Source organism: Clostridium carboxidivorans P7, assembly GCF_001038625.1.
Taxonomy (GTDB): domain Bacteria; phylum Bacillota; class Clostridia; order Clostridiales; family Clostridiaceae; genus Clostridium_AM; species Clostridium_AM carboxidivorans.
Map to the genome: position 1 here is coordinate 3495933 of NZ_CP011803.1, position 16453 is coordinate 3512385.

The 16453-nt window shown below is 30.3% G+C and carries 20 protein-coding genes; 4 read left to right on the forward strand and 16 right to left on the reverse strand.

Annotated features, from left to right (window positions below; all coding sequences use genetic code 11):
- Positions 1-78: 78 nt before the first annotated feature.
- The 3 genes from feoB to Ccar_RS15345 are packed head-to-tail and all read right to left on the reverse strand — an operon-like array spanning position 79 to position 2656.
- Positions 79-2121, reverse strand: a complete 2043-nt coding sequence (gene feoB / locus Ccar_RS15335; protein ID WP_007062180.1) for a ferrous iron transport protein B — start codon at positions 2119-2121, stop codon at positions 79-81.
- Between the two features lie 18 nt (positions 2122-2139).
- Complete coding sequence (locus Ccar_RS15340) at positions 2140-2370, reverse strand: FeoA family protein (protein WP_007062179.1); 231 nt, start codon at positions 2368-2370, stop codon at positions 2140-2142.
- 49 nt (positions 2371-2419) lie between these two features.
- Entirely contained in the window at positions 2420-2656 is a 237-nt protein-coding gene (locus Ccar_RS15345) for a FeoA family protein (protein ID WP_007062178.1), read from the reverse strand.
- A gap of 448 nt (positions 2657-3104) precedes the next feature.
- On the opposite strand from Ccar_RS15345, the gene Ccar_RS15350 reads away from it, so the two are divergent.
- From Ccar_RS15350 to Ccar_RS15365, 4 genes are read left to right on the forward strand one after another with little or no spacing between them, the layout of a single operon-like run.
- Positions 3105-3773 carry a metal ABC transporter ATP-binding protein gene (locus Ccar_RS15350; protein WP_007062177.1) on the forward strand — a complete coding sequence of 223 codons (669 nt, stop codon included), beginning with the start codon at positions 3105-3107 and terminating at the stop codon, positions 3771-3773.
- Complete coding sequence (locus Ccar_RS15355) at positions 3760-4569, forward strand: metal ABC transporter permease (protein ID WP_007062176.1); 810 nt, start codon at positions 3760-3762, stop codon at positions 4567-4569. The genes Ccar_RS15350 and Ccar_RS15355 overlap by 14 nt, the downstream gene beginning before the upstream one ends.
- Positions 4570-4604: 35 nt before the next feature.
- Positions 4605-5261 carry an ABC transporter ATP-binding protein gene (locus tag Ccar_RS15360; RefSeq protein WP_007062175.1) on the forward strand — a complete coding sequence of 219 codons (657 nt, stop codon included), beginning with the start codon at positions 4605-4607 and terminating at the stop codon, positions 5259-5261.
- Positions 5258-6040 carry an ABC transporter permease gene (locus Ccar_RS15365; RefSeq protein ID WP_007062174.1) on the forward strand — a complete coding sequence of 261 codons (783 nt, stop codon included), beginning with the start codon at positions 5258-5260 and terminating at the stop codon, positions 6038-6040. The genes Ccar_RS15360 and Ccar_RS15365 overlap by 4 nt, the downstream gene beginning before the upstream one ends.
- A 44-nt stretch (positions 6041-6084) precedes the next feature.
- On the opposite strand, the gene cobO is transcribed toward Ccar_RS15365, so the two are convergent.
- The 13 genes from cobO to cobT are packed head-to-tail and all read right to left on the reverse strand — an operon-like array spanning position 6085 to position 16446.
- On the reverse strand, positions 6085-6600 hold the full coding sequence (gene cobO / locus Ccar_RS15370; RefSeq protein ID WP_007062173.1) for a cob(I)yrinic acid a,c-diamide adenosyltransferase: 516 nt from the start codon (positions 6598-6600) through the stop codon (positions 6085-6087).
- Between the two features lie 40 nt (positions 6601-6640).
- Positions 6641-7474: a GHMP family kinase ATP-binding protein gene (locus Ccar_RS15375; RefSeq protein ID WP_048030127.1), complete on the reverse strand. Its 834-nt coding sequence runs from the start codon at positions 7472-7474 to the stop codon at positions 6641-6643.
- 12 nt (positions 7475-7486) lie between these two features.
- Positions 7487-8272, reverse strand: a complete 786-nt coding sequence (locus tag Ccar_RS15380) for a cobalt-precorrin-6A reductase (protein WP_007062170.1) — start codon at positions 8270-8272, stop codon at positions 7487-7489.
- Positions 8273-8311: 39 nt separating this feature from the next.
- Positions 8312-9109, reverse strand: coding sequence for a sirohydrochlorin cobaltochelatase (locus Ccar_RS15385; RefSeq protein WP_007062169.1), 798 nt, complete (start codon positions 9107-9109; stop codon positions 8312-8314).
- 27 nt (positions 9110-9136) lie between these two features.
- The gene (gene cobJ, locus Ccar_RS15390) at positions 9137-9853 is read right to left on the reverse strand and encodes a precorrin-3B C(17)-methyltransferase (protein WP_007062168.1); all 717 of its coding nucleotides are present in this window, start codon (positions 9851-9853) and stop codon (positions 9137-9139) included.
- Between the two features lie 25 nt (positions 9854-9878).
- A complete protein-coding gene (cbiG, locus tag Ccar_RS15395; RefSeq protein WP_035774871.1) occupies positions 9879-10862 on the reverse strand; it encodes a cobalt-precorrin 5A hydrolase in 984 nt (327 codons plus the stop codon).
- Positions 10843-11619 carry a precorrin-4 C(11)-methyltransferase gene (gene cobM / locus Ccar_RS15400; protein WP_007062166.1) on the reverse strand — a complete coding sequence of 259 codons (777 nt, stop codon included), beginning with the start codon at positions 11617-11619 and terminating at the stop codon, positions 10843-10845. The genes cbiG and cobM overlap by 20 nt, the downstream gene beginning before the upstream one ends.
- A gap of 19 nt (positions 11620-11638) precedes the next feature.
- On the reverse strand, positions 11639-12325 hold the full coding sequence (locus tag Ccar_RS15405) for a cobalt-factor II C(20)-methyltransferase (protein WP_007062165.1): 687 nt from the start codon (positions 12323-12325) through the stop codon (positions 11639-11641).
- A gap of 41 nt (positions 12326-12366) precedes the next feature.
- Entirely contained in the window at positions 12367-12933 is a 567-nt protein-coding gene (gene cbiT, locus Ccar_RS15410) for a precorrin-6Y C5,15-methyltransferase (decarboxylating) subunit CbiT (protein WP_007062164.1), read from the reverse strand.
- Complete coding sequence (cbiE, locus tag Ccar_RS15415) at positions 12930-13568, reverse strand: precorrin-6y C5,15-methyltransferase (decarboxylating) subunit CbiE (RefSeq protein WP_007062163.1); 639 nt, start codon at positions 13566-13568, stop codon at positions 12930-12932. Before cbiE ends, cbiT begins: the two co-directional genes overlap by 4 nt.
- 1 nt (position 13569) lies before the next feature.
- Positions 13570-14658, reverse strand: coding sequence for a cobalt-precorrin-5B (C(1))-methyltransferase CbiD (gene cbiD / locus Ccar_RS15420; protein WP_007062162.1), 1089 nt, complete (start codon positions 14656-14658; stop codon positions 13570-13572).
- A 36-nt stretch (positions 14659-14694) separates the two neighbouring features.
- Positions 14695-15318, reverse strand: coding sequence for a precorrin-8X methylmutase (locus tag Ccar_RS15425; RefSeq protein WP_085952298.1), 624 nt, complete (start codon positions 15316-15318; stop codon positions 14695-14697).
- 54 nt (positions 15319-15372) lie between these two features.
- Entirely contained in the window at positions 15373-16446 is a 1074-nt protein-coding gene (cobT, locus tag Ccar_RS15430) for a nicotinate-nucleotide--dimethylbenzimidazole phosphoribosyltransferase (RefSeq protein WP_007062160.1), read from the reverse strand.
- Positions 16447-16453 lie beyond the last annotated feature (7 nt).

A 16453-nucleotide genomic window follows, 5' to 3' on the forward strand; every position in this document is an offset into this window, starting at 1 on the left:
TAAAAAGTACAATTGATTATTTGATATTAATAATCATTATCAATATAACTATATACTTATACACATATATACATTTTTTTAGCTAAATCCTAAAATTCTTCCTATTTGATAAACTAAAACTGCTGCTATCCAACCAATCAAACAACTAATTAATGCTGCAATTACAGCCCATTTTTTTGAATTAGTTTCTTTTCTTATGGCTGCTATAGTTCCTAAACAAGGAACATATAAAAGCGACATTACCATAAAGGACAAAGCTGAAAGAGATGTGAAATTCTGCTGAATAGCTCCTATTAGCTTTGGTCCTTCTTCTACTCCATATATTGTAGCTAATGTTCCTACAACTGCTTCTTTAGCACCAAAACCTGTTATAAGTGCTACACCAGATTGCCAGTTATCAAAACCTGCTGGTTTAAATATTGGTGCTATTACTGAACCTAATATACCAATAAAGCTGTCCTTACTTGCAGGTTCTACTCCTGCAGGTAAATTTGACATTATCCAAACTATTACAACTACTCCTAAAATAATAGTTCCTGCTTTTTTCAAAAAGTGTTCTGATTTTTCCCACATGTGTATAAATACACTCTTCATAGTAGGAATACGATAAGGAGGTAATTCCATTATGAAATATGAATCTTCTCCACTAAATATTTTTTTGCTATAAAATTTACCCATTAGTATTGCAACTACAATTCCTAATACGTAAAGTAAAAATATTATAATTCCACCTTCATTAAAAATTCCTATTTTTTTGTCACCAAAGAAAGCAGCTACAAACACTCCATATATGACCAATCTAGCTGGACATGACATAAATGGAGTTATAAGTATAGCTATCATTCTATCCTTTTTGCTTTCTAGTGTCCTTGCAGACATTATTCCTGAAATATTGCATCCACTACTTAATATTAAAGATACTGCTGTTTTACCATGTAATCCAACTGCATTCATAAGTTTATCCATTACATAAGCTGCTCTTGCCATATATCCGCTGTCTTCAAGTATGGACATAACAAAATACATTGTAAGAATCATTGGTAAAAATACAATTACAGATCCAACACCACCTATAATTCCATCTGTTATAAATGATATAAATAGCTTAGGTGCACCTAAATTTCCCAATACATTTCCTATGAATTCCCCAAATGCACCAAATGCATCATCTACTTTTCCCCCTAAAAATCCATTACCAAAGGTTATAGAAAATTGATACATAGTAAACATTATAATAGCAAATATAGGTATGCCCAACCATCTATTTGTAACAATTTTATCAATTTTATCAGATCTACTCTCATTCCTAATTATTTCTTTTTTTACACTATGTTGTACTACCTCATTTACTATTTCATATCTCTTATCTATTATATATGTATCTGGCTCATAACCTATTATTGTTATTAACTTTTCTATGCTGACATTTATCTTATCCTTTATTTGGTGAAACTTTTCTTCTATGTAATCCATCATATACTCATCATTTTCTAAAAGCTTTATAGCTGTCCATTCTCTTGGATATTCCAATGTTGCTGCACATGTTGAAAAAGCATTTCCTAAAATTTTTACCTCTTTTTCTATGTCCTCACCATAATCAATTTTATATAATTTACTTTCCCTTGAGTCACCTAATTTTACACTTTCACTTATTAACTCTTCTATTCCTTGACCTTTAGGTGCTACAGTTGGAACTGCAGGTATGTTTAGTATTTTTGATAACTCCTTTATGTCTATTTGTATATTTCTATTTTCAGCTTCATCCATCATATTAAGAGCTATAATTACTTTAGCTCCTGTTTCTAAAAGCTGCATTGTTAAATATAAATTTCTTTCAATATTGCTTGCATCAATTACATTTATTACTACATCTGGCTTGTCCTTCAGTATAAAATCACGAGCCACTTTTTCATCTTCAGAGTAAGCACCAAGACTATATGTTCCTGGCAAATCCACTACCACTATATTTCTATCCTTATATTTTAGTTTTCCTTCCTTTTTTTCTACTGTAACTCCTGGCCAATTACCTACATGCTGCCTTGATCCTGTTAATTCATTGAATAAACTAGTTTTTCCACAGTTAGGATTTCCAGCCAAAGCTATTACCAACTCTTTATTCATTTTTCTCCTCCAATACTTTTAAACTTCACTGACCATTACCTTTTGAGCCATTCCTCTTCCTAAAGCTAACCTAGTTTCTCCTATTTTTATTATTAAAGGTCCTGAATCATTTTTCACTATTTCAATTAAACTTCCTTTATTAACTCCCATTTCCATGAGTTTTTTGCACATCATTTCTCCTGCCATTACAGAGTTAACTTCAGCATACTTGCCAATTGATACAAAATTTAAAGGCATACCAGAACTCAAAAATTTCTACCTCCTTTCAAAATAAAGTCCATATCAATCAAAAGTCATATCATATTAATTCAACTTTAATATCCTTAGCTTCATCATTTCTAAGTGTTAAATTGTATCCTCTTACTAAAATCTCTATAGGATCTCCCATTGGTGCTTTTCCTTCTATTACAATGTTAGTCCCTTTTACTATGCCCATATCCATTATCCTTTTTCGCATTCTGCTATTTTGAGATATTTCCACTACTTTCACTTTAGATTTAACTTTTGCTTCATTTAGACTAATTAAATTTGCCATAAAACCACTCCTCCAACATTGATTCTCATTCTCAATATCATTTTGAAAAAATATAACGAATTTCAACTTCTAATTTCAAAGCTTTTATCAAATGATATTGATTTTCATTATCATATATATGATACTACTTTATTTTAAATTTGTAAACCTGTTATAAAAATAAAATTAGCTTAATTATATTTTGAAGTTATGAATAATGTTTGTTTTTTAGCATAAAATTTCATTGTATACTAAATTTATGTATATACTTGTTGCAAATAGTTTGCATATAGGTATATAATATTATAGTAAGTAATACCCACAAAAATATATTTAATTACTACTTTTTGATAATTGCATTTATTTATAGTTATAACTATTTATATTTTATTAATAATTATAACTATAAATGAATGCAAACTTTCTTTGGGTTAAATAAAAAATATAATTAATAAATTGGAGGATTTTAATGATAGAAATCAAAAATTTAACTTTTTCTTACACCGGCAGCGAGCCTTATATCCTTAATAATATAAACTTAAATATAAAGAAAGGAAATTATGTTTCCATTTTAGGTGAAAATGGTAGTGCAAAAAGTACTTTAGTAAAACTTATACTTAATCTTCTAGCTCCAATAAAGGGAACTATATCATTAAAAACAAATAATATTGGATATGTTCCTCAAAAGGTTGAAGGTCTTAATACACAATTCCCTATTACAGTTTATGAAATACTTAAATGTCATATGAAATTATTAAAGATTAAAGATTCTAAGGTTATAAACGAAGCCCTTGAAGCTGTAGGAATGGAAAACTTTAAAAATAAATTAATAGGAGATTTATCTGGAGGACAGCAGCAAAAAGTATTTATTGCTAGAGCACTACTTGGAAATCCAGAATTATTAATACTGGATGAACCTTCTACAGGTGTTGATATAGCAAGTCAAAATGAAATTTATAGAATTATAAAAGGCTTAAACCTTCGTTCTCATATTACAGTTATATCAGTAGAACATAATCTTAAAGCTGCACTAGATAACTCTACACACATTTGTAAAATGGAAAATGGTTTTGCTAGATTATATCCAATAAACCAATTTCAATATCACGATTTGGAGGTTTCAAATGCTACATTATAGTTTCATGCAAAATGCCTTAATAGCATCTGTATTTATTTCTATACTATGTCCAACAATAGGTGTTTTTTTAGTTTTAAAAAGATATTCCATGATGGGTGATGCTTTGTCTCACGCCTCACTAGCAGGAGTGGCTGTTGGATTAGTATTTGGGTATAACCCAATATTGTCAGCTTTTATTTTCACATCATTTTTTGGTGTTGTTATAGAGTTTTTGAGAGATTATTATAAAAAATATGCTGAGGTTATACTTGTAATTGTTATGACTCTTGGAATAGGTATAGCCATTACTTTAATAAGCATGGGTAAAACTAATGCAAATGTAAACTCTTACTTGTTTGGAAGCATCCTAACTGTAAGCAGCACTGAACTTTATACTGTTTTTATTCTTAGTATAATATCTGTTATAATATTATGTGTATTCTTTAATCAATTGCTTTATATAACCTTTGATGAAGATGGTGCAAAGATTATGGGTGTAAAAGTTAAGCTTTTAAACTACGTTTTTGCATTATTAGTTGGTGCTACTGTTTCCGTTTCTATAAGAATAATGGGAATACTTGTAATATCATCAATGATAGCAATGCCTGTTGCTGCAGCACTCCAACTTCATAAAGGATTTAAAGTAACTCTTATATTTTCTATAATATTTGGATTTATAGATGTTATTATAGGTTTAATATTGTCCTATTATATAGATAGTGCTCCTGGAGGCACTATAGCTCTTACTTCTGTAGCTTTAATGCTTGTAATAATAATTATCAGGAGATTAACAAAAACTAACTTAAATTATGCTTAACTTTTTGAAAAAACATTTTAGGAGATTTCTACGTTATGTGTATATTAAAATTTTCAAATGTATCCTTTAAAGATGATAACAAATATATTTTGAAAAACATATCTTTAAGTATAAATGAAGGAGACTTTGTATCAATTGTTGGTCCTTCTGGAAGTGGTAAAAGTACTTTTTTAAAACTATGTTCCAGTCTCATAAGTCCCGACGAAGGAGACATACTTTTTAAAAACAAGAATTTCAAAGAATATGATGCTGTAAATTTAAGAAAAAAAGTATCTTATTGCTTTCAAATACCTTATCTTTTTGATCATACTGTAGAAGATAATCTTAAATTTCCTTACGTATTGCGTAATAAAACTTTTGATATAAGCAGAGTTAAGGAACTTTTTAATATTTTCAATATGGATATTAGCTTTATAAAAAAGGAAGTAAACAATTTATCTGGTGGTGAGAAACAAAGAATTGCTCTTATTAGAAATCTGTTATTTGAACCTGATATATTGCTTTTAGATGAGGTCACTTCTGCTCTTGATAAAGATAATACATTAATTGTGGAAAACGTAATAAAACTAATGAATAAACGTGGTATAACTATACTATGGGTAACTCACAATGAAGCTCAAAGTAGAAAATATGCTAATAAACTAATAACTATCGAAAGTGGTTTACTAAAGAATTTGGAGGTATTGAAATGAACTCAGCAAATTCAATGAATTTATCTTCTCTTCTTATGGCATCTTCTTTAGTTTTAATATCACTGTTTTTTTCCTACTACCAAAAATTAAAATTAGAGAAAGAAATTATAATTGGAGTTGTTCGTGCTGTAATTCAACTTGTAATTATTGGATACATACTAGATTTTATTTTTGGACTTAAAAATCCTCTATTCACAACTTTTTTAATTATGTTTATGATTTTTAATGCAGCTGTCAACGCATCGAAACGTGGAAAATCCATAAAAGGTTCATTATTAATTTCCTTTATTTCTATAGCATGCGGTACGACTTTAACTCTTATAGTTTTAATTTTCGCCAAAGCAATTAAATATGAGCCTTTTCAAATAATACCTGTAGGTGGAATGGTTATAAGTAATGCCATGGTTGCTATTGGACTATGTTATAAACAAATGGTTTCAGATTTTCAAGTTAAAAGACAGGAAGTAGAAACAAAACTTGCACTTGGTGCAGATATTTTTCTTTCCTCTAAGGAAATTATAAGGAATTCTATAAAAACAGGTATTCTTCCAACTATAGATTCAATGAAAACTTTAGGAATTGTATCTCTTCCTGGTATGATGACTGGTTTAATACTAGCAGGAACCTCTCCCATTCAGGCCATAAAATTTCAAATAATGGTTACATTTATGTTGTCATCCGCTACTACAATTGCTGCTTTTATTTGCTGCTATCTATCCTATAAAAAGTTTTTCAATGATAGAAAACAACTTATTTTTGAAAAAATAAATAGAGTATAGGTGCAACCTCTATACTCTAAATTCTAATTTCTAGTATTTATACACTAACTCTCAATACCTACTCTTGCTTGAACTCCTTGGTTATAGTAATGCTTTATTTCTTTCATTTCTGTTACTAAATCTGCTTTTTCAATAAGTTTTTCATTTGCATATCTACCTGTAAGTATTACTTCTACGTTTTCTTTTCTACTGTCCAACATTTCTATAACTTCTTCTACAGGGAAAAGCTCATAAAATATGGCAATATTTATTTCATCTAAAACTACTACATCATACTCTCCTGAAGTTAAAACTTCCTTTGCTCTTTCTAAGCCTTTTCTAGCTTCTGCTATATCTGCTTTAGTTGGCTTATTGAATATAAAATGGTTTCCCCCAAACTGTTCTAATTTAAAAGTAGGTAAATACTTTACAGCATTTAACTCACTATATTTCATTCCTTTAGTAAATTGTCCAAAGAAAACCTTCTTGCCAGCACAAACTGCTCTAAGTGATAATCCCAAAGCTGCAGTAGTTTTTCCTTTTCCATTGCCTGTATACATTTGAATGTATCCTTTATCCATGATAAATACCTTCTTCCTTATATATAATAAAAATAATTTTCTAAAATATCTTATCTAAAGTTTGCACTGGATATATTTTATAGCCATTTAGTTTTTTAGCAAATCTTACAGCATAATCAAACTTGTCATCATCTTCGTATATTATACCCAACACATTTCCACTGTGAGCTCCAATTATTCCAAGACCACATGTTTCATTCTTTATATTTATAACATCTTTTATCCAATCATAATAAAGCCTTTTTTGATTTCTAATAATACTTTCTGTAGATACATAGGATAGCTTTTCTAAGCTTTTTTCCTGTACAGCTTCTTTTAAAACTTCAAATAAATCATCTGCATTACTTAAATCAGGTAACTTTTTACTATTAAATTCAACTGTATCTACTATGTTTTCTCCTTCAAAAGCAAGCACATTATATTTAAAATATGGACCTATTTTTTCTTTATAATGACCTTTCTTATAGTCAAAAAGAGTGGCTTCATTAAAAATTATACTATCTGTAGGTTCTATTTTTATACACTGGTCTATAAGCTCCTGTTCGTTAAATTCTTTTTTAAACATTTTTAATAAACAGGAATATACTCCACATAAATCCGCAGTACTACTTGCCATACCCTTGCCATAAGGTATATGAGAACATATTTCTATATCTAAATTATCTACATAATTCTTATAATCCCACTTAGTTAAAATGTTATCCAAAAATTTAGCTGCTTTTTGCCATTTAAATTTATTACTAGGGCTTGTACTTTCTAATACTTTAACATTAGTATAAACATTAACTGGACAAGACAGCAAAACATCCCTATTATGTACCCTACCTTGAAGCACTTCTCCAAAACTCCCTGGGTATTTTGTTGTAAACTCCATAAAATACACCCTTTACATTTTAGTTTTTGTTGATTTAAGTTTTTCTACAATATATTGTACTAAATTTTCCTCATTATAAAAAATAGTTTTATAATTTCTTGTATTCCTCTCTATTATAAAAGCATATATATCATTATCTACACATGCTTTTATTTTTTCTTCTGTTCCGCCTTGAATACCACTATCTTTTAATATCATAGCTTTTGCTTCATATTCTTTTATAAAGGCACAATTTAAATTATAGCTTATAGGTCCTTTTATAGCTATTATATCATCAATTTTTACACCTTTACTTAAACATTCATTCATAACTTTTATAGAAGGCAATACTCTATGAACTATTCTATTTTCTACACCTAAAGATAATATCTTATCTAAATTTCTGCTTCCACTGGTATTAAGTACAGTTCCTTTTATATACTTTAACTTATCATAAAGCCCTTCATAATTTTCTACTTCTATAACTTTTTCATGGTCTTTAAATTTATCTACGCAGGATGCTCTTTCATATCTTACATATTCTATATTTAACTCACTGCAAGCTTTAATAGCATTATCAGTAATTTCTACTGCATAAGGGTGTGAAGCATCTACAAGTATCCTTATACCCTTTTCTTTAAACAATTCCTTTAATCCTTCTAAGTTTAAAGGTTTTGTATTTAAATATGCATACTTATAGTTTTGCAATAATTCTCCACCATATTCAGTAGCAGTAGATATTAAAATATCTTCAGTAAATTTATTTAAAAGAGATAGTATGCTTTTGCCCTCTGAAGTTCCAAGAATTAAACCTATCATATTAAAAATCTCCAATCTTTAAAGTATATAAGAAATACCCTATTTACTTAATAATGGATTACCCTTTATAGAATCTTTAATATGTTCCACATATATATCTTGAAAAGCTTTATTTTCACCTAATCCATGTAGATACACATTAACCTTAAACCCTTCTTCTTCTAATTGGGTTTTCCAGGAATCTTCTTCCCCTGCCATATCATTAATAGCATGGTCTCCTGCTACCAACATAAAAGGCATTAATGTAACCTCTTGTATATTATCCTGTTTCATCTTTGGAATCAAATTTTCTAAAGTAGGATATCCTTCTACTGTTCCTACATATACACTATCTAATCCTTCATCCTCTAGTATACACTGAAGTAATGCATAACTAGCATTAGCTGGATGGACAGAACCATGTCCCATAAGCATTACTCCTTGATAACTATTCATAGCAGGAAGCTGATTTTTTAGTGCATTTACTGCTATCTTATAATCACTTTCTCTATATAAAATGGGTCTTCCTAAAACCAACTTAGAAAAGGTATCTTTATATTTGTTTACTCCATTTGCTATCTTATCATATTCATCCCCAGGCATAATGTGTAATGGCTGAACATAAACCTCATCAAAACCATCAGCATTCATTTTTTCTAAGGCTTCCTCCACAGTATCTATGAAAAGTCTTTTTTCTTCTTTTAACTTTTTAATTATCATATAAGAAGTAAATGCTCTTCTTACTTCATATTCTGGAAAACATTCTTTTATTCTGTTTTCTGTACTTTCAATACAAAGTTCAAAAGCTTGTGGAATACTTGTTCCAAAACTTGCTACCAATATACCCTTTTTTCCCATGTCAAATTCTCCATTCTTAATTATTAATTAAACACTGTATCCTCTAGGAGTTACAAATTTATTATCCTTTATATAACTTTTAGTATTGCCTATTATTACGATTGAAAACATATCTACATTAGCATCATCAAAAGAATCTATTGTAAATAATGTTTTTTCTTCACCATCTCTTAACGCATTTTTAACTACAGCAACTGGGGTATTTCCTGATCTGTATTTTTTTATTAATTCCATACACTCCTTTAAATAAAGAGGCCTTCCATTACTCTTAGGATTATATAAGGAAATAATAAAATCTCCTTGTGCTGCTAATTCAACTCTCTTTTTTATAAGATCATAAGGTGTCATAAGATCACTTAAGCTTATATTGCAGTTATCATGCATAAGTGGTGCTCCTACCACTGAAGCTGCTGCTGAAGATGCTGTAACTCCAGGCACTATTTCTACATCTTCATCCTTTTTCATCTCTAATATAAGTCCTGCCATTCCATAAATTCCAGCATCTCCTGTACTTACTATAGAAACCACCTTATCCTTTGACAATTCAAGTGCCTTTTTACATCTTTCTACTTCACCGCGCATCCCTGTAGAAAATACAACCTTATCCTTTATAATAGGTTTTATAAATTCTATGTATTTAGTATATCCTACTATAATATCGCTCTCTTCTAGTGCTTTTACTGATTTAACAGTCATATAATCCAATCCACCTGGTCCAATTCCTACAACATAAAGTTTTCCCATATGAACACACATCCTTCCACTAAGTTCAAATCTGACCAATACAAATAGTCATACCATTAGCTTTTATTTTTTCTGTAATTAGTTCTGCGCCCATTAATTCAACACATGGTTCACATACAGCCCTAACCCCTATAGTTTTTTCTACAAAATCACTGCCTAGATATTTGTGATGTATTTTTCTTATTTCTTCTAAAGAAAATATTTTAAGTTCACATTCCAAATATTCTTTTAATTTTAATATGGCCTTTTCATCTTTTTTAATTTCCACTGTAGCAACAGCCTTTACTGCTCTTTTATCTAAATTGTATTCTGCCAAAATATCATCTACGGAATCTCTCATTCTTTCTGGATCAAAATCCTTTCTACATCCTATTCCAAGTATAATATCTTTTCTTATAAGCCTTAACATATTTTTCTTATATATATCGGAGTTTTCTTTTAAATTATGGGTAACATAGACAACCCCTTCAGCTTCTTTTATATTGCTAGTATATCCTTTTGGCAAGGTTATGATATTTTTCTTATCCAGAAAAGCCACTTGTTTTTTATCTACCAATAAAGCTGCAATCTTTTTAGCATCCTTAAGATCATCTATTACAAGTCCATAATTTTTTGCAATTATATCTGGTGCAGTAACTCCCATATTATCAGTAGCAGTTGTTATAACAGGAATGCTTTTAAGTATATTTGCCACCTTTAAAGTTAATTCATTAGCTCCTCCTAGATGTCCGCTGAGTAAGCTTATAACAAACTTAGAGCTGCTGTCTATAACTAATATTGCTGGATCTTTATCCTTACTCTCCAGATAATTTGCTATGGCTCTTACTGCTATTCCTGTAGAACTTACAAATATTATTGCCTTATACTCTTTAATAATCTTTTCAGTTAAAACCTTTATACCACTTTTCTTTACACTTTCTCTGGAATACAGGTCTATATCTAAACATTCTTTAAGTTTTTCTGCAATAATATCTCCTTGTTCAGTTACACTAATTACTGCTATCTTCATCTTTTCCCTTTCTGAACATATGTGAAAAACCTTCATCATATAAAAGGCTCTTATTGTATTCACAGTCTATAAAGTCACCTACAAGTATTTGAGCTGTTTTTGTTATATTCTCTTTTTTAACCTTTTCAGCTATATCATCTAAAGTTCCTATAACACATTTTTGATCTTCCCAAGTAGCTCTTTGAATTACAGCTATAGGCACATTTCTTCCATATCCTTTTTTAAGCTTTTCTACTACTTTATCTATCATACTTACAGAAAGAAATAGTGCCATAGAAGCACCTATAGATGCTAATCTTTCTAAACTTTCTTTTTCTGGTACTGGAGTTCTTCCTTCTACTCTAGTTAGTATAACAGTTTGACTTACATTTGGAAGAGTAAACTCTTTTTTTATGGCAGATGCAGCTGCTGTAAATGAACTTACTCCTGGAACTACTTCATAAGGTATATTAAATTTTTCAAGCTCATCCATTTGCTCTTTTATTGCACCATATATAGCTGGATCTCCAGTATGAAGTCTAACTATTTTTTTGTTTTCTTTATAAGCTTTCTTCATTACATCTATAACTTCATTTAATGTCATTGATGCTGAATTGTGTATTTCTACACCTTCCTTACAATTTTTAAAGTGCTCCTTGCTTACTAATGAACCTGCATATATTATTACATCAGCCTCCATTAATATATTTCTTCCTTTAACAGTTATTAAATCTGGATCTCCTGGTCCTGCTCCTATAAAATATACTACATTTTCCATAATCAGTCTCCCCTTTTCTTTAGTCTCTTTGAGCTATTATAAGTGACATATAATCCTTATTTTTTAATATTTCTTCTCTATTTCTGAATACTTCTTGACCTTCCCTATATGCTCTCTTTACAAAAACATATTTGAAACCCTTTTTATCTAAGACATCTAATACTTTTTCTTCAACCCTATAAACCTTCATTATTACTACAAATTTTTCATCAGTAATTTTGTCTACTTGACTTGCTGGAAGTATTAAAACTCTTTCATCACCTATAACTATAGGCTCCCCTGCAATACTTGCTCCAGCACAAAATGAAGTTATTCCAGGTACTGTTTCTGTATTATATCCATGATCTTTTATATACTTTAAAAGATATATGTATGTACTATACACAAAAGGATCTCCTATTGTTAAAAAAGCAATATCCTTTCCTTCTTTTAATTTTTCCTCAATGGTTTTGAAAGCTTTGTGTATTTTTTCTTCTTGCTCTGCTCCTCCCATAGGAAAATGTTTTACCATTACCTCTTTATCTTCAGTAATGAAGTTTTTTGCAGTTTCTAGTGCAATACTATTTCCACCTTCCTTAGCAGATGGAGCTATTATAACATCACATTTTTTAATAACATTTACAGCTTTTAATGTTAAAAGTTCTTCTCCTCCTGGTCCTACTCCTACACCGTATAGAGTTCCTAATTTTGTAGCTTTACTTTCCATGCTTGTTACACTCCTATTTTTTATTTTTACTAAAAACCAATCTATTTTGTTTTTGTTCCTGTTAAAATGAATATGCTGTTATTTGAAAACATCATATAGCTCTTTCCCCTATTTTTATTTACAGAAATTTGCATACACTCAACATTATAATCTAAAGACTTTAAAGTATTCATAGCTTTATATAAGTTATCTATGGTAATAAAATTCAATACCATATTTTTTCCCTTTTTAAGCTTTAAATCATAACTTTCAATGATTTTTTCTATACTTCCACCGCTGCCGCCTATAAATATAGCATCAAAAGGAGCTTGTATATCTTTTTCTACTCCCATTGCTTCTCCTTCTACTATATTCAAATTACCAGTTTTGAATTTTTCTTTATTTAATTTTATTACCTTAAGAGCTTCCTCATCCTTCTCTATAGCTGTTACTTCACCCTTCGGACAAATTTTAGCAATTTGTATACTTACAGAACCTGTTCCTGCACCTATATCCAAAACTCTATAATCTTCTTCAAGCTCCAGCTTAGCAGTACTCAAAATTCTAACTTCTTCCTTAGTCATAGGGCAGTCCCCTCTTATGAATTCCTCATCCCTTATATAAATCATTTTTCATTTTCCTCCACATAGTACTCCAAGTTTTCTACTACTACTACACATAAATTACTAAAACTCATATACTCCATTTCTTCTATATCAGCTATAGTGATTTTTTCATCTTCGTAGGATAAATTTTCTCCAACATATACTCTAGCTTTTATATTTTTTGTTTTTAATTCTTTACATATATAAGCTGGTGAATGCTTGCTGTCTGTAAGCCATATAGACACAGCATTATCTCTCACTATGTCATGAAAATTATCTTCTCTTCCATGAAGACTTCCTAAAAAAGCTCCCTGCCAGCTCTTTCCTATCTTGCTCATCATATATTGAAAAGAACTTAATCCTGGAATTATTTCTATGTTCCCTTTATAATTTTTCTTTAAATAATCTGTTATACCATAGAAAAGAGGATCTCCTGATGCAACTATAGATATATTTTTATTCTCTTCAGAATTTATTATATTCAATATATCTGTAAGCTTTTTTACTATAAGCTTTTCTTCCTTGATAAAGTAAATACTTTCCACAGCTCTTTCAAATCCAATTATTAAATCAGAATTTTTTAAAGTATCTATAGCTTTGGGTAATACATAGTCTTTGTTTCCAGGACCTATACCAACAATATAAACCTTATTTTCCACTTTAAACACCTTCCTCTATGCTATTATAAAGTATCCCCTTCTCCATAGAGTACATAATAATGTCCGCTTTTATATTATTATAAGCATACTGCTCCATTTTATTTTTAACTTTTATACCAATGTTTTTATATAGCTGTTCATATCCATCTCCAAGAAAATTCACGGCACCTTCTGTAGTTTTTTGATTATAAACCTGCTGTACAAGTTCCCTATCTTTTCCCATTAAGGCAAGCTCTAATGCTAAAGTTTCCAATCTTACATCACATATTCTACTGTGAGTATTAAAGCACCCTGATGCAACCTTGCATAACTTGCCTATATGTCCAACTATAACTACTTTTTCAATACCTTTTTCTACACAAAAGTTCAGTGCATGTCCTAAGTAGTTTGAAAATATAACCATCTTATTAGGATCAAGCCCCTGTTCTTTGGCCATATTTTCACCCATATTTCCAAATAAAAGTATTAGATCTTTATATCCTTTCATACTTTTTTGATTAATCTCAATTTCTATGGACTTAGTAAGAGCCTCCTCTGACATTGGCCTCACTATACCTGTGGTTCCTAATATGGATATTCCACCATGTATATTAAGTCTTGGATTAAAGGTTTTTTTAGCTACTTCTTCTCCTTTAGGAACAAATATAGTTATTTCAACCCCTTTGCCATTTAAAAGCACTTCTTTTACTTCTTTTTCAATCATTTTTCTTGGTACTGGATTTATAGCTGGCTCACCCTTTGCTACATATAAGCCTTCACTACAAACAGTACCTACTCCAATTCCACCCTTTAAGCTATAGCCATTTTCCTTCTTTTCCGCTCTTGCCCATATTTCCATACCATCTGTAACATCAGGATCATCTCCACCATCCTTTATTACACAACATTCTATGTAATCTTCACCTTTTTTTATCTTTTCTATAGGAATTAAAAGCTCTATACCATAAGGTGTATCTATTTTTATTTCCTTTAATTCTTCGTTAAAATACAACATTCTAGTTGCTGCTTTTGATGCTGCCGCAGCACAAGAGCCTGTAGTATATCCACACCTTAATCTTTTTCCATCACAATTCACATACATATCAAGCATATTTTCACCTTCTATCTAGACATTTTTATCTGATAGCTACCTAGCTATCATGTACATAAGTGCATTTACTATGCAGGCTGCTATACCACTTCCACCTTTTCTTCCTCTTATGGTTATCATTGGAACGTCCAGTTTCTCTATTTCTTCTTTAGATTCTGCTGCTCCTACAAATCCAACAGGAGCTCCTATTATAAATTTAGGATTCGCTTTTCCTTGCTTTGTAAGCTCTATAAGCTTAAATAATGCTGTAGGTGCATTTCCAAAAACGAAGAATTCTACTCCTTCAGCTGCAGCCTTCTCCACTGCTGCCATAGAACGGGTTATTCCTCTATCCTTGGCTATTTGTGATACATCTTCCCTTGCTACAAAACATTCCACTTTGCTATTGAGTTTTTTTAATGCAGCTTTATTTATACCTGATGCAGCCATATTAGTATCTGTATAAATTGTAGTACCTTTTTTTAGAATTTCTAGTGCACTATCTATAGCACCTTCTCTTATATAAATTAAATCTTTATATTGAAAATCCGCTGTGGTATGTATAACTCTTTTTACTATTTTAAGCTCCCTATCAGAAAAATTGTGGGGTCCCATTTCTTCTCCAATTATTTCAAAACTTCTTTCTTCTATATCCATAGGAATTTTTATATAATCCATAATTCATTCTCCATTCTGCTTTTATTGATATATCTATAATTTAAACATATTGCAAAACTACTTTTCTCTAATATCCACATAACACTCACTATTTAGTGCTGCTTCTTGGAATGTAGCCATATTATTCATAGCTTCGAGAGCTGCTTCTATAACATTAAATGCAAGAGGACAACCAGAACCTTCTCCCAATCTCATTCCTAAATTAAGCATTGGTTTTAAATTAAGTTCTTTCATCATATAAACTGCTCCAGGTTCTGCTGAAAGATGTGAAGGAAATATAAAATCTATGACACTGTTATTTAATCTATATGCACAAAGTGCTGCTGCTGAGGATATTAAACCATCTATTACTATAGGCACTCTATTTTTTGCTGCTCCTAAAAAACAACCACAAATTCCTGCTATATCCAAACCTCCTATTTTAGAAATTACATCTATAATGTCACTTTTATCAGGTTTGTTTACTTCTATAGCTTTCTGTATAACTCTTTTTTTATTTTCAAATTGTTCTTCAGTAAGTCCTGACCCTTTTCCAGCCACAACATCTACTGAAAGGTCTGTTAACACACTTAAAACTGCTGCACTAGTACTAGTATTTCCTATCCCCATTTCTCCTGTACCAAACAAATCATAACCTTCTTTAACTAGCTTATCTACAACTTCTATTCCTGCTTCTATAGCTTTTACAGCTTCTTCCCTAGTCATTGCAGGTTCCTTAGCCATATTTTTAGTACCATATACTACTTTTTTGTTTACTATTTTAGGATTGTTAAAGTCTTCCTTAACTCCAACATCTACAACAGTTATATCTGATTTAGCATATTTAGCCAAAACGCATACCCCTGTTATACCTCTAGTAAAATTATTAGTAACAGTTGCAGTAGCACTCTGATCGCAACAGCTTACTCCTTCTTCACAAACGCCATTATCTGCACACATTATTACTATATTTTTTTTGTTTATTTTATTATATACTTTCCCTGTAATACCAGACATTTTTGCAGCTATTTCTTCCAGTTCTCCTAAGCTTCCTATAGGTTTTGTAAGATTGTCTAGTCTATCCCAAGCTGACTTCATAGCTTCTTTATTTGATGGATTAATTGCTTTCAATGTTTCTTCTAATAATCCCACTATTCTT

What these genes read in the sequence shown, in the direction of transcription:
- feoB (WP_007062180.1), bottom strand. Translation starts at nt 2,121, where the DNA reads ATGAATAAAGAGTTGGTAATAGCTTTGGCTGGAAATCCTAACTGTGGA.
- Ccar_RS15345 (WP_007062178.1), bottom strand. Translation starts at nt 2,656, where the DNA reads ATGGCAAATTTAATTAGTCTAAATGAAGCAAAAGTTAAATCTAAAGTG.
- Ccar_RS15350 (WP_007062177.1), top strand. Translation starts at nt 3,105, where the DNA reads ATGATAGAAATCAAAAATTTAACTTTTTCTTACACCGGCAGCGAGCCT.
- Ccar_RS15355 (WP_007062176.1), top strand. Translation starts at nt 3,760, where the DNA reads ATGCTACATTATAGTTTCATGCAAAATGCCTTAATAGCATCTGTATTT.
- Ccar_RS15360 (WP_007062175.1), top strand. Translation starts at nt 4,605, where the DNA reads ATGTGTATATTAAAATTTTCAAATGTATCCTTTAAAGATGATAACAAA.
- Ccar_RS15365 (WP_007062174.1), top strand. Translation starts at nt 5,258, where the DNA reads ATGAACTCAGCAAATTCAATGAATTTATCTTCTCTTCTTATGGCATCT.
- cobO (WP_007062173.1), bottom strand. Translation starts at nt 6,600, where the DNA reads ATGGATAAAGGATACATTCAAATGTATACAGGCAATGGAAAAGGAAAA.
- Ccar_RS15375 (WP_048030127.1), bottom strand. Translation starts at nt 7,474, where the DNA reads ATGGAGTTTACAACAAAATACCCAGGGAGTTTTGGAGAAGTGCTTCAA.
- Ccar_RS15380 (WP_007062170.1), bottom strand. Translation starts at nt 8,272, where the DNA reads ATGATAGGTTTAATTCTTGGAACTTCAGAGGGCAAAAGCATACTATCT.
- Ccar_RS15385 (WP_007062169.1), bottom strand. Translation starts at nt 9,109, where the DNA reads ATGGGAAAAAAGGGTATATTGGTAGCAAGTTTTGGAACAAGTATTCCA.
- cobJ (WP_007062168.1), bottom strand. Translation starts at nt 9,853, where the DNA reads ATGGGAAAACTTTATGTTGTAGGAATTGGACCAGGTGGATTGGATTAT.
- cbiG (WP_035774871.1), bottom strand. Translation starts at nt 10,862, where the DNA reads ATGAAGATAGCAGTAATTAGTGTAACTGAACAAGGAGATATTATTGCA.
- cobM (WP_007062166.1), bottom strand. Translation starts at nt 11,619, where the DNA reads ATGGAAAATGTAGTATATTTTATAGGAGCAGGACCAGGAGATCCAGAT.
- Ccar_RS15405 (WP_007062165.1), bottom strand. Translation starts at nt 12,325, where the DNA reads ATGGAAAGTAAAGCTACAAAATTAGGAACTCTATACGGTGTAGGAGTA.
- cbiT (WP_007062164.1), bottom strand. Translation starts at nt 12,933, where the DNA reads ATGATTTATATAAGGGATGAGGAATTCATAAGAGGGGACTGCCCTATG.
- cbiD (WP_007062162.1), bottom strand. Translation starts at nt 14,658, where the DNA reads ATGCTTGATATGTATGTGAATTGTGATGGAAAAAGATTAAGGTGTGGA.